Genomic DNA, 13,972 nt, shown 5'->3' with positions numbered 1-13,972 from the left:
CGGCGCATGACCGATATCTCATTGTCCGACCACGCTGTTACCGGCAAGACCGCGCCTCCCGCCGAAGCACGTAGCATGCGGCTGCCCACGCAATGGCTTGGTGTCGCGCCGTTCTTCATCTTCGCCATCATGTTCCTGATCCTGCCGACGCTGTATCTGATGCTAGGCGCGTTCCAGAATGAGGCGGGTGAATTCACCTTCGAAAATATTGCCGCACTGGCGCAGCCTTCGATCGTTGCCGCCTACTGGATTTCGATCAAGGTCAGCCTCGCCTCATCGCTGATCGGCGCCTTCGCAGGTCTCGCCATCGCGATCGCCATTGTGCGCGGCGGCCTGCCGGAGTGGATACGCTCGGCGACGCTGACCTTTTCCGGGGTCGCTTCCAATTTTGCCGGCGTGCCGCTGGCCTTCGCCTTCCTCGCCACGCTCGGCCGGCTCGGCCTTGCGACGGTGATCCTGAACACCCTGTTCGGTCTCAACATCTATGCGCATGGCTTCAACATCCTGTCATTCTGGGGACTGACTCTGACTTATGTCTACTTCCAGATTCCGCTAATGGTGGTGATCATCGTACCGGCAATCGATGGTCTGAAGAAGGAATGGGGCGAGGCCGCCGCAACGCTTGGGGCGACCATGGCGCAATACTGGCGCATGGTTGTCATCCCGGTGATCTGGCCGAGCTTTCTCGGCACCGTCATCCTTTTGTTCGCCAACGCATTCGGCGCGATAGCCACCGCCTATGCGTTGACTGGCTCGTCGCTCAACATCGTGCCGATCCTGCTCTATGCGCAGATCCGCGGTGACGTGCTGCACAATGCGCATCTTGGCTATGCCATAGCCTTCGGCATGATCTTCATTACCGGCCTGGCCAATGTCTTCTACATCTGGTTCCGGACCCGTTCAGAGAGGTGGCTGAAATGAAGTCGGGAAAGTTCTGGGCCTGGCTAGTTTTCGCCCTTGGCTCGGCCTATTTCTTCATTCCGCTGATCGCGACCGTGGAGTTCTCCATGCGCATGCGGCGTGGCGAGTACTCCTTCGACGCCTACAAGGTCGTGCTCGGCGATGCGCGCTTCCAGGCGACCTTCGGCTATTCGGTGCTTGCCGCCGTCTTCACCATCGTTCTCGGCGTGCTCATCGTGGTGCCGGCCGCCTACTGGATCCGGCTTCGGTTGCCGCAGTTGCGGCCGATCGTCGAGTTCATCACGCTGCTGCCGCTGGTCATCCCGGCCATCGTCATCGTCTTCGGCTACATCAGAATGTATGGGTCGAATTCGCCGCTGCCGTTCCTGGCGACCGATACAGGCACCAATGCCTTGCTGGTCATCGGCTATGCGACACTGGCGCTGCCTTATATGTATCGCGCCGTCGACACCGGGCTTCGCACCATCGACGTGCGTACCCTCACGGAAGCGGCACAGATCCTTGGTGCTGGTTGGGGGACGATCATCACCCGTGTCATCCTGCCCAACGTGCTGATCGCGGTGCTGTCGGGCGCCTTCCTGACCTTCGCCATCGTCATTGGCGAGTTCACCATGGCGAGCCTGCTCAATCGGCCGGCTTTCGGCCCATATCTGCAGAATATCGGCGCCAACCGCGCCTATGAGCCGGCAGCGCTCGCCATTATCGCCTTCGCCATTACCTGGGGCTGCATGTCGCTGATCCAGATCCTGTCCCGCTTCGCGCCGAGATCGGCGAACCGTCCGAACTGAAAGTCAAAGCCATGGCCGATCCGTTTCTGTCCATCCAGCACGTTCGAAAATCCTTCGGTGCCACCACGGTGGTGGAGGATTTCAATCTCGACGTCGAGAGCGGCGAATTCGTCTCCTTTCTCGGCCCGTCCGGCTGCGGCAAGACCACCGTGCTGCGGATGGTCGCCGGCTTCGAGGAGCCGAGCGCCGGCAAGATCGTCGTCAGCGGCAAGGACATCACAAGGCTGAAGCCCAACCAGCGCAATGTCGGCATGGTGTTCCAGGCCTATGCGCTGTTTCCGAACCTGACCGTGGCGCAGAATATCGGCTTCGGCCTCAAGGTCGCCGGCATGCCGAGGGCGGACATCGATGCCCGTGTCGCCGAGATGCTCGGCATCATCAAGCTGCCGCAGATGGCGGATCGCTATCCCTACCAACTCTCAGGCGGCCAGCAGCAGCGCATCGCGCTGGCCCGCGCCATCGCGCCGAAGCCGAAGCTGCTGCTGCTCGACGAGCCGCTGTCGGCTCTCGACGCCAAGGTGCGCGTGTCGCTGCGCGAGGAAATCCGCTCGATCCAGAAGAAGCTCGGCATCACCACCATCTTCGTCACGCATGACCAGGAAGAGGCGCTGTCGATCTCCGACCGAATCGCCGTCATGTATGGCGGCAAGGCCGAGCAGGTCGGCACGCCGTTCGAGATCTACAACCGCCCGGCAACCAAGTTCGTCGCCAATTTCGTCGGCACGCTGAACGTGCTCGAGGGAACCGTCACCGATCCCGCTGCGGGCACGGTGCGGGTCAATTCCGAACAGATATCGCTGCAGGGCAAGCTCAACGGTTCCAAGTCGGGCGACACGCTGTCGCTGGCGTTGCGGCCCGAGGCGATCTCGCTGGGCCGCCAGCCCGGCCGTGACTCCAGCCTTTCGGGAGAAATTTCCGAAGTGCATTTCCTCGGATCGGTGATACGGGTTCGGGTCGGCATCGGCGGCAGCACGGTCTCGCTCGATACGTTCAACAGCCCGGCAACGCCGCCCCCTGCAGTGGGTGAAAAGGCCGAGATATCGTTCTCGTCGAGCGATATGCTGGTGCTGCACTAGGCGTGACAGCGCTCCCTCTGGCTCGCACCATGAATGGACGCAACACCGCCTGAAGAACCGGCAGGGCTTCCATTCGCGTGGCTTCCAACGGCGGCGCGGTGATTTCGACCTTGGGTCGATGCGCTCGCCGAAACCAGTAGAGTGTGGAAGAAAAGCTGGTGGGGGTACATTGCCTGCCATCCTGAGCTTGCTGGCCAAGCGTTTTCCAGCTGCTTTGCCACTGCCGACAATCCCGCTTCCCGGCTATAAACAAGCCATGGCCCTCTTCGAACTGACACTCCTTCTGCTGTTGATCGCCGTTGCGCTGACGGCGCTGTCACGGCGCGTGCAGGTTCCCTATCCCTCCTTGCTGGCGCTGGCAGGGGTGGGCATCGCCTTCGTGCCTGGCGTGCCGACGATCGAGATCGACCCGGAACTGGCGCTTGCCCTGTTCATCGCGCCGGTGCTGCTCGATGCCGCCTATGATACGTCTTTGCGCGACCTCAATCGTTACAAGGTGCCGCTTGTGCTGCTGGCACTCGGTGCTGTCCTTTTCACGACGGCGACCGTGGCTCTGGTCGGGTGGACGATGGCAGGCCTGCCGATCGCCGCGGCCATAGCCCTCGGCGCCATTGTGGCGCCGCCCGATGCGGTGGCGGCGTCGGCCGTGCTTGGCCAGTTCAAGGTGCCGCATCGAATCACAGCCATCCTGCAAGGCGAGAGCCTGCTCAACGACGCCACCGCGCTGCTGATTTACCGGATGGCGGTTTCGGCGGCAGCAGGCTCCATCCTGCTGAGCAGCGCCGTTCCGATGATCCTGCTGTCCACCCTGGGCAGCCTTGCGGCCGGCTATCTGCTTGGCCGGCTGTCTCTGATGACACTGGACCGTATCGAAGATCCGGCGAGCGGCACTGTGGTGCAATTTGCCGGCACATTCGGGGTCTGGATCCTGGCCGACAGGCTGGGCCTTTCTGCCATCATCACCATCGTGGTCTATGCAATGACAATCGCTCGCACCGCGCCGCGCCGCATGCCGGCCAGAAACCGCATCAGTTCCTATTCGGTGTGGGAAACGGCGGTGTTCGTGCTCAACGTGCTGGCTTTCGTGCTGATGGGCCTGCAGGCACGTTCGATTGTCGGCAGGCTTGCCGGCGAGCAGCAGACCGATGCCTTCTTGCTGGCCGGGACCGTACTTGCCATCGTCATCGTTTCCCGTCTGGCCTGGGTGCTGGGCTGCGGCGCGGCCATCAGGTGGTTGGCCCGTTTCGGCAATGCGGATCGTCAGCGAGACGCGCCATCGTTGCGCGGCGGCATGCTCATCGGCTGGTGCGGGATGCGTGGTCTGGTGACGCTTGCGGCGGCATTTGCCTTGCCGGCTGAATTCCCCGCCCGCGACCCGATCGTGCTCGCTGCCTTCACGGTCGTGCTAGGTACGCTGGTGCTCCAGGGCATGAGCTTGAAACCGCTGCTGCGCCTGCTCGACCTCGACCCGGATGAAACGGTCGACCGAGAGGTTGCGCAGGCACGCGTTCTGGTCATGCAGGCCGCCCTCGACATATTGAGCCGCAAGACATCGGACGCGGCGGCTGCGGTGCGCGAGCAATATGCCGCTCAACGCAAGATCGCCAAAAATCCTGACGATGCCCAGGCGGCCACCGAATATGACCGCTTGCGCCTCTATGCCATCAAGAGCCAGCGCGACGTGCTGGAGGAACTGCGCCGCAACGGCACGATCGGTGACGAAGCCTATCACCGCCTCGAGGAAGAGATCGATTGGACCGAACTGGCGGCGTCGCCACCAGGCCGGTTCCAACCGCTGACGACATAGAGCCTGCTCCATCCGATGGACTCAAGATGAAGCAGGCTCTGATTCCTGTTTGAGCATGATCTATTCCGAAAACCGGGTTCCACTTTTCGAGATCAAACTTTGGCCGCTGGCCCAGCCCCGTCGCTCGCCCGGTACATTGCAACCAATCTGCCGAACCGCTACTGCCATTCAACATTGAGCCGGATAAGCAATGAAGCTGGTCAGCTACAACATCCAGTACGGGTTCGGCGGCGACGGCCGCTATGATCTGTCGCGCGCCGCAGGCATCGTTGCCGGCGCCGACATCATCGCCTTGCAGGAGGTCGAGCGGCACTGGCAGCGCAGCAATTTCGACGACCAGCCGGAACTGCTTTCGCGCCTGCTGCCGGGCTATCACTGGGTTTACGGCCCAGCTTTCGACATGGATGCCAGCGAGCGGCGCGACGGCCGCCTGGTCAACCGGCGCCGGCAGTTCGGCACCATGGTGCTGTCGAAGCTGCCGATCGTCTGGTCGCGACTGCATGCGCTGCCGATGCGCCGTACGCTGCGGCCGCTCAACACGCGCAATGCGGCACTCGAATGCATGATCCGCACGCCAGCGGGCCCGGTGCGGGTGTTGTCGCTGCATCTCGCCCATATCGCGGTCGAGGAGCGCTTGGAGCAGATCGACTATCTCATGGCCGAGCACCGGCGGGCACCGTCGGATGGCGGGCCGTGGAGTGGTGTCGACGACGAGCCCGTACGCAATTGGACCAGCGGCGAAGCTGAGCCGGAAAATTCACTGGCGGCGATCTGGATGGGCGATTTCAACATGGAACCGGGCAGTGCCGAATACCATCGCATCGTCGGCAGCTCGCCCTACCATCGCGGTGCTGCTTATCTCGACGGCTTCGTCGATGCCGCTGCCGTGGCCGGCGAGCCGGTCCCGGACTTCCACACCCATGTGAAGACCATCGACGGCAAGGTGGCAAGGCGGCGGCTCGACCATTGTTTCGTCGGCGGCATGCTAGCCGGGCGCGTGCGTTCAATCAGCGCCGACATCGGCGAGGTTGCGTCGGACCATTTCCCGCTCCGGGTCGACATCGATCTGGAAACACCCGGCTTCGCCCCATGACACTTTTCGTCTTCTTCGCAGTGCTTGCGGCCGCCGCCATGCATGCGATCTGGAACGCGCTGGTCAAGGTTCATCTCGACCGCTTCCTGTCGATCACGCTGATGACGCTGGGCATGGGTGCCGCGGCCCTCCTGGTGCTGCCCTTCGTCGAAATGCCGAAAGCGCAAGTGTGGCCCTACATCATCGCCTCCGTGTTTTTCCACATGGGCTACCGGACTTTCCTGATCGGCGCCTACAGGGCCGGCGACTTCGCCCAGACCTATCCGCTGGCGCGCGGCACCGCACCGCTGCTGGCGGCGCTTGGCGGCATGTTCGTCGTCGCCGAGGTTCCGGCCCCGCTTGCCATTCTGGGTATCTTTCTGTTGTCGGCCGGCACGCTGGTGATGTCGTTTCGCGGCGGTGCGCATCTGGAGAGGCTCAACTTGCGCGCGGTCGGCTTTGCGCTGGCCACCTCGATTTTCATCGCCAGCTACACACTGTCGGACGGCAGCGGCGCACGGCTGGCCGCCACGGCGCAGAGCTATGCCGCCTGGCTGTTCATCTGCGATGCTTTTGGCGCCTTGGTGCTGTGCCTTATCTTCCGTGGGCCGAAGGCGCTGCCGGTGCTGGCGCGCGACTGGAAGGCAGGACTGTTCACCGGCGTGCTCAGCGGCGCGGCCTACTGGATCGTGATGTGGGCGATGACCAAGGCGCCGATCGCCTCGGTGGCGTCGCTGCGCGAGACCTCGATCCTGTTTGCCATGATGATCTCGGTCTTCGCGCTCGGCGAGAAGATGACGGGCTGGCGCGGTGCCGCCGCGCTCAGCATCGTCGCCGGTGTCGTTGCGCTCAGGCTCGGTTAGTCCAGGTGTCGTCTCGCGATCACCCATTTCACCAATGGGGCGACGAAACTAAGCACATCTACAAATGTGCCCCAATTTTTCGATTGAAGGTGAGCATCTTGTCTTAAGGAGCAATCCTAAGGTCGAAGACCATCAGTCCGTCCGTGCCGCCTTCGAGCGCCGCGACCAGTCTTGCGCCGGCGCGCTGATGGGCCCCATGCACCAAATAGGCGTCGCGCGCGGAGGCATCGCGAAAGTCGATGGTGAAGCCGTGGGTGAAGCCGCGCGCGAACGGCTCCGGGCTGACATTGGCGCTGAAATTTACTGCGTCCATGCCGTCGATAACCTGTCGCAGCGCCTCGAGGTCGGCATGGATCGCCATGCGCTCGGCGACGGGAACATCGTTGCGGAATCTAGCGAACACACAGTGCCTGATCATTTTTTGCTCTATCCCTTTGTTGTAAGCAATTCCGGACGGAAAACCGTTTTACACTTTTCCTGGAATTGCTCCTAAGCCGCCCGGTTTCCAGAAAACACGGCCGGCGGCAGCGGCTCGCGGCCGAGGATCAGGTCGGCGCCCTTTTCGCCGACCATGATGGTCGGCGCATTGGTGTTGGAGGAGGGGATGCGCGGCATCACCGAGGCGTCGCAGACGCGCAGCCCCTCGACGCCGCGCAGACGCAGATCCGGTGTTACGACAGCCATGTCGTCATGACCCATGCGGCATGTGCCGACCGGGTGATGGTCGGTCTTGGAACTGCGGCAGGCGTAGTCGAACAGCTCGTCGTCGCTGGCGAGCGATGGGCCGGGCAGCACCTCGCGCAGCACATAGGGGGCAAGCGCCTTCTGCCGCATGATCTCACGCGCCAGTCTCAGCCCCCTGATCGACATGGCGCCGTCATAGGGATCGGACCAGTAGTTCGGATCGATCAGCGGGTGGTCGGCGGGATCGGCACTTTTCAGCCGCACCGTGCCGCGCGAGCGTGGCCGCAAGAAGGCCGAATTCAAGGTGACACCCGGGTTTTTCAGCTTCTCGACGCCGGCCTCGATGCCGGAGCCCAAGCCGAGATGGAACTGGATGTCGGGCGAGGCGGCCGTCGGGTCGGCGTACCAGAAGCCGCCGGTCTCGAACAGGCTGGAGGCCACCGGCCCCTTCTTTAGCAGCAGGTATTGCAGGCCGGCCCAGGCCGTGCGGTGCAGCTTCGCGTAGTTGTCATAGGTGTGGTCGCCGGTGCATTCGGCAATGACGAACAGATCGAGATGATCCTGCATGTTGGAGCCGACGCCTGGCAGGTCATGCACCGGCGTGACGCCGACCGATTTCAGATGATCGGCCGGACCGATGCCCGATTGCATCAACAGTTTCGGCGAGCCGATGGCGCCGGAGGAGACGATCACCTCGCGCTCGGCGCGCAGGATTTTCTTCTCGCCGCCTGGCCTGTCGACGATTTCGACGCCGATGGCGCGGCCCTTCTCGACGACGATGCGCGTCACCAGCACATCGGTCCTGACGGTGAGGTTCTTGCGGGAGCGGATCGGTCTGAGATAGGCGACCGACGCGGAGGAGCGCCGGGCGTCCTTCTGGGTCAGTTGGTAGTAGCCGACGCCCTCCTGGCTGGCGCCATTGAAGTCCGGGTTGAAGGGGATGCCCATTTCCTGGCCGGCTCGAAAATAGGCCTCGCAGATCGGCAGCGGCGAAATCGGGTTCGACACGCCAAGCGGGCCCTGGTCGCCGTGAAAGTCGTTGGCGTAGCGCTGGTTGTTCTCGGCGCGTTTGAAGTAAGGCAGCACATCGCGATAGCCCCAGCCGGCGAGGCCCTCCTCCTTCTCCCAGGCATCATAGTCGCGGGCGTTGCCGCGCGTGTAGATCTGGGCGTTGATGGACGAGCCGCCGCCGACCACCTTGGCCTGCGTGTACCAGAAGACGCGGTCCTTCATGTGCTTCTGCGGTACGGTCGACCAGCCCCAGGAGGCAATGCCCTTGGTCATCTTGGCAAAGCCGGCCGGCATATGGATATAGGGATGCCAGTCTTTGCCGCCGGCCTCCAGCAGCAGGACCGAATTGCCCGGATCCTCGCTCAATCGGTTGGCCAGAACGCAGCCGGCCGGACCGGCGCCCACGATGATGTAGTCGGTCATGACACTGTCCACTTACAGTCGCGGCACGGAGAGCGCGCCGTCGACATTGATGATCGAGCCGGTCGAAAAGCCGAGCTTGCCGCCGGCGAGCGTCGCCACCACCGCACCGATGTCTGAGGCTTCGCCCCAGCGTTTGGCGGGCACCAGCCCTCCGTCGATCAGCGCATCGTATTTGGCGGCGACGTTGGATGTCATGTCGGTGCGGATGATGCCGGGCCGCACCTCGAAGACGCCGATGTTTTCGGGCGCCAGCCGCAGCGCCAGGTTCTTCACCCACATCGAAAGCCCGGCCTTCGAGATGCAGTAATCGGGCCGCTCGGGCGATGCCATTTCGGCACTGACCGAGGTAATGGTGATGATCGATTTCGGATGATCGCTACGTGCGGCCAGCATCGCCTTGGCGACGGCCTGGCTGAGGAAGACAGTGCCGCGCAGATTGATGTTCAGCGTGCGGTCGAAATTTTCCGGTTTGAGGTCGAGCAGGTCACCGCGCACGGCAGCGCCGACGCCGGCATTGTTGACCAGGCAGTCGATGCGGCCGAAGGCGCGCGTCGCGGCATCGACAAGCGTGGTGTGGTTGGCGAGATAGGCGATGTCGCAAGGGGAGTAGGCGAACTTTGCGCCACGCCCGGCGATATCAGTAGCAAGACCATCTGGCGCTTGTTCGGCAAGATCGGCGACCAGAATATCGAAGCCGGCATCGGCGAGCGCCCCGGCGCAGGCAAGGCCGATGCCGCGCGCGCCGCCGGTGACGATGGCCGCCGGGCGGGTCATGCGGTCAACTCCATCTTGCGGATATGATCAGCCACCCGCAGCGCTTGAGCCGCGATCGACAGGGCCGGGTTCACGGCAGCCGAGTTGGGCAGGAAGCTGGCATCGACGACGAACAGGTTCCTGTGGTCGAACGACCGGCAGAAGGGGTCGAGCGGTGCGGTCGCCGGATCGTCGCCCATCTTCACCGTACCGCACTGGTGCGAGGGGGTGCGCTTGTCGAAAGGCCGCGACAGAACAATTGGATAGCCGCAAGCGCGGAAGTTTTCGCGCATCACCTTGGTCAATCCATCGAGTGACTGAATGTTGGAACGCCGCCACTGCATGACGATGTCGTTGCCGTCGACCATGATGCGGCTTTCGGGATCGGGCAGGTCTTCGCACATCAGGTACCAGTCGACCGCATGACCGGCCATGAAGTCGAGCGCGAATTTCGGCGCGAACCTTATATTGGCCTTCAGCATGTTGCCGTCGATCTTGCCGAGAAGCTGGACATTGCCGAGTGGCTTGCCGCCCTTGCCGTCGGACAGATAATAGTCGTTCAGCATCAGCGTTTTCTGGTAGACGGCATCGTTGCGGCGGCGCGGGTCGATCGCCAGCATGGCGCTCGAATTGTGATTCATGAAATTGCGGCCGACCTGGTCGGAGCGGTTGGCGAGGCCTTTGCCGTCTGGCGAGGGCGAGCGCAGCAGGATGACGGCGGAATTGACCGCGCCGGCGGAGAGGATGACCAGCTTCGGCGTGACCTTCTTCGCCTCGCCATTCTGGCGATAGTGGACGGCGGCGATGCTTTTGCCGTCGGGTGACGCTTCTAGGTACTCGACATAGCAGCTGGTCTCGAGCCGGATGTTGCTGTCCTTGAGTGCTGCAGTCAGCGGTCCGGTCTCCGCGTCGATCTTGCCCTGACCGGTATTGGGAAACGCGTCCCAACCGGTCCTGCCATCCTTCAGCCAGCTGTCGATGTCGACGCCGAGCGGCAGCGAGGCCGGATGCAGGCCGAGGCTCTTGAGTTCGGCGCGGGCGCGGGCGATCGGTGCCTCGTCGGGCACTGGCTTGTAGGCATACGGGATCGAGTGGAACGGCTCTGTCGGGTCTTCGCCCAGTGCACCGCGGACGCGAAACAGCTGTTCAGCTTTCGAATACCAGGGCTCGAACTCCTCATAGGAAAACGGCCAGGCCGGCGAGACGCCGCCGAAATGCTCCATGGGGGCAAAGTCTTCCTTGCGGTAGCGGATCAACACAGCGCCATAGAATTTCGAATTGCCGCCGACATAGTAGTAGTTGCCGGGATTGAAGGCAGCACCTCCGGCTTCGCGCCACATCTCCTTCGGCCGGTAATGGCCGTTGACGAAGATCGAACGCGTGTCACGCGCATGCGGCGTCGCCGGCAACGGCACACCGCGTTCCAACATCAGGATCGAGGCGCCGCTTCCGGCAACGCCGCAGGCGATCGTTGCGCCGCCTATGCCGGAGCCGATGATGACGATGTCCGGATTTGTCATGGCCGTCAGCGAATGCGGCTCTCGGTCGCCGGATCGAAGAACACTGCCTTTGTCAGGTTGAAGGCGAGCGGCGTGTTGGTGCCCGGCTGGATGTTGGCGTCGGCACGCAGCCGAGCCACCACGCCCTTGCCTCCGAGATTGGTGACTGCGAAGGTATCGGAGCCCGCCGGTTCGACGACCTCGATATGGCAGTCGGCCGTGGCTATGTTCGAGGCGTTGCGTTCGGCGCCTTCCGGATCGGTCAGCGCTTCAGGGCGGACGCCGAAGATGATCGGCTTGCCCTGGAATGCCGACAGGCCGGCCGGTGCATTGGCCATCGGCAGGTTGATCGGCGCGCGCGCCTCGCGCTGGAGCACGACGGACAGCGCGTTGCCGTTGGTGCCAATCGTCGCCGGGATCAGGTTCATTGCCGGCGACCCCATGAAGTCGGCAACGAAAAGATTGGTCGGGTTGTTGTAGATTTCGGCCGGGGTGCCGAACTGCTGTACCTCGCCGTCGCGCATGACAGCGATCTTGGTCGCCAGCGTCATCGCCTCGATCTGGTCGTGGGTGACGTAGACGATGGTGGTGCCGGTGGTGGCGTGCAGGCGCTTGATCTCGATGCGCATGTCGACGCGAAGCTTGGCGTCGAGGTTGGACAAGGGTTCATCGAACAGGAACAGTTTGGGGTCGCGCACCAGGGCCCGGCCCATGGCGACGCGCTGGCGTTGGCCGCCGGAAAGCTGGCTCGGCTTGCGCTGCAGCAGGTGACCGATCTGCAGCACCTTGGCTACCTTGTCGATCGCCTTCTGGCGCTCCGCCGTCGGCACGCCGCGCATCTCCATGCCAAACGAGATGTTTCCGGCCACCGTCATGTTCGGGTAGAGAGCGTAGCTCTGGAACACCATGGCGATGTCGCGCTTGGAGGGATGCAGATCGTTGATCTGGCGGCCGTCGACGCGAATTTCGCCCGAGGTGATCGTCTCCAGCCCGGCGATGGTGTTGAGCAGCGTGGACTTGCCGCAGCCGGACGGGCCGACCAGCACCAGGAAGCCGCCTTTCTCGAGCTCGACATCTATCCCCTTGAGGATTTCGACCTGGCCGAAGCGCTTTCGCAGACCATCAATTTCCAGAAAAGCCATCAGATTATCCTTTGACGGCGCCAGCCATCAGACCGCGCACGAAATAGCGGCCGGCGAGCACATAGACGAGAAGGGTGGGCAGCGCGGCGATCATCGCGGCCGCCATGTTGACGTTGTATTCGACGACGCCTGTCGAGGTGTTGACGACGTTGTTGAGCGCCACCGTCATCGGCATTACGTCGCCGGAGCCGGCATAGGCGGAGGCGAACAGGAAGTCGTTCCAGATGTTGGTGAACTGGTAGATCACCGTCACCACGATGATCGGCAGTGAGTTGGGCAGCATGATGCGCCGGAAGATCTGGAAGAAGCTTGCCCCGTCGACCTGCGCCGCCTTGACCAGTTCGGTTGGGAACGTCTCGTAGTAGTTGCGGAAGAACAGCGTGGTGAAGCCGATGCCGTAGACGACGTGGACGAAGACAAGGTTGACTGTCGAATTACCGAGGCCGAAGCTCGTTCCGGTCGCATTCTGCAAAGTCACGCCGAAACGGCCGATGCTGCCAAGGATGGTCGCCATCGGCAACAGCACCGACTGGAACGGGATGAAGCAGGCAAACAGCATCAGCCCGAACACCAGCGTCGCCCCGCGAAAGCGCCATTTTGTCAGCACATAGCCGTTGAGCGCGCCGAGCAGGGTCGAGATGATGACTGCCGGAACCACCATCTTGATCGAGTTCCAGAAATAGCCCTTCATGCCGACGCAGGTCAGGCCCGAGCAAACTTCGCTCCACGCCTTTATCCATGGGTCGAAGGTCGGCGCTTGCGGCAGCGCCAGCATGTTGCCGTTCTGGATCTCTTCCATGGTCTTGAACGAGGTCACCAGCATGACGAACAGCGGCATCAGGTAGAACAGCGCAAACAGCGCCAAGAGCCCGTAGATGACGACGCGGTTGATGAGCTTGACGTTGACGCCGCCTGAGGCCTGACGGGCGGGAGTGGTGACGGCGCTCATCGCGGCTTCTCCCTGAGTTCCGAATAGAGATAGGGCACGATGATGGCGATGATGGTCATCAGCATGATCACGGCGCTGGCCGAGCCGACGGCCATCTCGTTGCGCTTGAAGGTGTACTCATACATGAAGTTGGACGGCAGCCAGGCCGAGCCGCCGGGGCCGCCGCTGGTCAGCGCCACCACCAGATCGTAGGACTTGATGGCGAGGTGCGCGAGCACGATGAAGGCCGACAGGAAGATCGGCCTCAGCAGCGGGATGACGATGCGGCGATAGAGCTGGAAGGTGGTGGCGCCATCGATCTGCGCCGCCTTCATGATCTCGCCGTCGATGCCGCGCAGACCGGCCAGGAACATCGCCATTATGAAGCCAGAGGCCTGCCAGACACCGGCGATGACCACCGTGTAGATGACGAAATCCTTGTTCTTGATCCAGTCGAAATGGAAGCTCGTCCAGCCCCATTGATGCAAGGTCTGCTCGAGGCCGAGGCCGGGATCGAGGAACCATTTCCAGGCAACCCCGGTGACGATGAAGGACAGCGCCATCGGGTAGAGATAGATCGGCCGCAGCACGCCTTCGCCGCGGATCTTCTGATCGAGCAGGATGGCCAGGAACAGGCCGAGCGCCAGGCAGATGAAGATGTAGAGAAAACCGAAAATGCCCATGTTGGTGATCGACGTGTACCAGCTCGATGGCGGGTCGGTGTCGAAGGTCCAGCCCCACAGCCGCTGATAAGCACGCGAGCCGGTGATGGCATAGGACGGGAAGGTCTTGGAATTGGTGAAGGACAGATAGATCGTCCACAGGATGAAGCCGTAGACGAAGACGATGGTGATGGCGAAGCTCGGCGCCAGCACGATCTTCGGCAGCGCGTCCTGCAGGCGCGAGCGCACCGAGGCGCGCGGGCGTGCGTGCTCCGGCGTCAGCTTGATCTGGCTTGTCGCTACCGTGCTCATGAAGCTCCTCCCGTCGACGCGCGACCAACCG

General features: G+C 62.8%; 13 protein-coding genes. 6 read left to right on the top strand and 7 right to left on the bottom strand.

Going from position 1 to position 13,972, the window contains the following annotated elements; genetic code table 11:
- The first annotated feature begins 6 nt into the window (after positions 1–6).
- From NKH57_RS06355 to NKH57_RS06330, 6 genes are all read left to right on the top strand, one after another.
- A complete protein-coding gene (locus NKH57_RS06355; protein ID WP_352942698.1) occupies positions 7–921 on the top strand; it encodes an ABC transporter permease in 915 nt (304 codons plus the stop codon).
- Positions 918–1,709, top strand: a complete 792-nt coding sequence (locus NKH57_RS06350) for an ABC transporter permease (RefSeq protein WP_352942695.1) — start codon at positions 918–920, stop codon at positions 1,707–1,709. The genes NKH57_RS06355 and NKH57_RS06350 overlap by 4 nt, the downstream gene beginning before the upstream one ends.
- 11 nt (positions 1,710–1,720) lie before the next feature.
- Positions 1,721–2,785: an ABC transporter ATP-binding protein gene (locus NKH57_RS06345; RefSeq protein WP_352725244.1), complete on the top strand. Its 1,065-nt coding sequence runs from the start codon at positions 1,721–1,723 to the stop codon at positions 2,783–2,785.
- 256 nt (positions 2,786–3,041) lie between these two features.
- Positions 3,042–4,592 (top strand): cation:proton antiporter, encoded by a 1,551-nt coding sequence (locus NKH57_RS06340; protein WP_023759709.1) that lies wholly within the window; start codon positions 3,042–3,044, stop codon positions 4,590–4,592.
- A gap of 190 nt (positions 4,593–4,782) precedes the next feature.
- Entirely contained in the window at positions 4,783–5,685 is a 903-nt protein-coding gene (locus NKH57_RS06335) for an endonuclease/exonuclease/phosphatase family protein (RefSeq protein WP_352942691.1), read from the top strand.
- Positions 5,682–6,527, top strand: a complete 846-nt coding sequence (locus NKH57_RS06330) for an EamA family transporter (RefSeq protein ID WP_023759711.1) — start codon at positions 5,682–5,684, stop codon at positions 6,525–6,527. Before NKH57_RS06335 ends, NKH57_RS06330 begins: the two co-directional genes overlap by 4 nt.
- A gap of 103 nt (positions 6,528–6,630) precedes the next feature.
- On the opposite strand, the gene NKH57_RS06325 is transcribed toward NKH57_RS06330, so the two are convergent.
- The 7 genes from NKH57_RS06325 to NKH57_RS06295 all read right to left on the bottom strand — a co-directional run bounded on the left by NKH57_RS06325 (position 6,631) and on the right by NKH57_RS06295 (position 13,941).
- Entirely contained in the window at positions 6,631–6,945 is a 315-nt protein-coding gene (locus NKH57_RS06325; protein ID WP_023759712.1) for a Dabb family protein, read from the bottom strand.
- A 71-nt stretch (positions 6,946–7,016) separates the two neighbouring features.
- Complete coding sequence (locus NKH57_RS06320) at positions 7,017–8,645, bottom strand: GMC family oxidoreductase (RefSeq protein WP_352942686.1); 1,629 nt, start codon at positions 8,643–8,645, stop codon at positions 7,017–7,019.
- A 12-nt stretch (positions 8,646–8,657) separates the two neighbouring features.
- On the bottom strand, positions 8,658–9,419 hold the full coding sequence (locus NKH57_RS06315; protein ID WP_352942683.1) for a 3-ketoacyl-ACP reductase: 762 nt from the start codon (positions 9,417–9,419) through the stop codon (positions 8,658–8,660).
- The gene (locus NKH57_RS06310) at positions 9,416–10,918 is read right to left on the bottom strand and encodes a GMC oxidoreductase (RefSeq protein ID WP_352942680.1); all 1,503 of its coding nucleotides are present in this window, start codon (positions 10,916–10,918) and stop codon (positions 9,416–9,418) included. The genes NKH57_RS06315 and NKH57_RS06310 overlap by 4 nt, the downstream gene beginning before the upstream one ends.
- Positions 10,919–10,923: 5 nt before the next feature.
- On the bottom strand, positions 10,924–12,039 hold the full coding sequence (locus tag NKH57_RS06305) for an ABC transporter ATP-binding protein (RefSeq protein WP_023759715.1): 1,116 nt from the start codon (positions 12,037–12,039) through the stop codon (positions 10,924–10,926).
- A 4-nt stretch (positions 12,040–12,043) separates the two neighbouring features.
- Positions 12,044–12,988: a carbohydrate ABC transporter permease gene (locus NKH57_RS06300; RefSeq protein WP_023759716.1), complete on the bottom strand. Its 945-nt coding sequence runs from the start codon at positions 12,986–12,988 to the stop codon at positions 12,044–12,046.
- Positions 12,985–13,941: a carbohydrate ABC transporter permease gene (locus NKH57_RS06295; RefSeq protein ID WP_023759717.1), complete on the bottom strand. Its 957-nt coding sequence runs from the start codon at positions 13,939–13,941 to the stop codon at positions 12,985–12,987. The genes NKH57_RS06300 and NKH57_RS06295 overlap by 4 nt, the downstream gene beginning before the upstream one ends.
- Positions 13,942–13,972: the final 31 nt, after the last annotated feature.

This window comes from Mesorhizobium sp. M1050 (genome assembly GCF_040318715.1).
In the GTDB taxonomy this organism is placed as follows: domain Bacteria; phylum Pseudomonadota; class Alphaproteobacteria; order Rhizobiales; family Rhizobiaceae; genus Mesorhizobium.
The sequence above is the reverse complement of the archived record's forward strand: the minus strand, read 5'-3'. Positions and strand labels throughout refer to the sequence as shown.

Excerpts from the sequence above, each read along its gene's own strand:
- NKH57_RS06300 (WP_023759716.1), bottom strand. The coding sequence starts at position 12,988 with ATGAGCGCCGTCACCACTCCCGCCCGTCAGGCCTCAGGCGGCGTCAAC.
- NKH57_RS06330 (WP_023759711.1), top strand. The coding sequence starts at position 5,682 with ATGACACTTTTCGTCTTCTTCGCAGTGCTTGCGGCCGCCGCCATGCAT.
- NKH57_RS06295 (WP_023759717.1), bottom strand. The coding sequence starts at position 13,941 with ATGAGCACGGTAGCGACAAGCCAGATCAAGCTGACGCCGGAGCACGCA.
- NKH57_RS06345 (WP_352725244.1), top strand. The coding sequence starts at position 1,721 with ATGGCCGATCCGTTTCTGTCCATCCAGCACGTTCGAAAATCCTTCGGT.
- NKH57_RS06355 (WP_352942698.1), top strand. The coding sequence starts at position 7 with ATGACCGATATCTCATTGTCCGACCACGCTGTTACCGGCAAGACCGCG.
- NKH57_RS06310 (WP_352942680.1), bottom strand. The coding sequence starts at position 10,918 with ATGACAAATCCGGACATCGTCATCATCGGCTCCGGCATAGGCGGCGCA.
- NKH57_RS06340 (WP_023759709.1), top strand. The coding sequence starts at position 3,042 with ATGGCCCTCTTCGAACTGACACTCCTTCTGCTGTTGATCGCCGTTGCG.
- NKH57_RS06305 (WP_023759715.1), bottom strand. The coding sequence starts at position 12,039 with ATGGCTTTTCTGGAAATTGATGGTCTGCGAAAGCGCTTCGGCCAGGTC.
- NKH57_RS06315 (WP_352942683.1), bottom strand. The coding sequence starts at position 9,419 with ATGACCCGCCCGGCGGCCATCGTCACCGGCGGCGCGCGCGGCATCGGC.
- NKH57_RS06350 (WP_352942695.1), top strand. The coding sequence starts at position 918 with ATGAAGTCGGGAAAGTTCTGGGCCTGGCTAGTTTTCGCCCTTGGCTCG.
- NKH57_RS06335 (WP_352942691.1), top strand. The coding sequence starts at position 4,783 with ATGAAGCTGGTCAGCTACAACATCCAGTACGGGTTCGGCGGCGACGGC.
- NKH57_RS06325 (WP_023759712.1), bottom strand. The coding sequence starts at position 6,945 with ATGATCAGGCACTGTGTGTTCGCTAGATTCCGCAACGATGTTCCCGTC.
- NKH57_RS06320 (WP_352942686.1), bottom strand. The coding sequence starts at position 8,645 with ATGACCGACTACATCATCGTGGGCGCCGGTCCGGCCGGCTGCGTTCTG.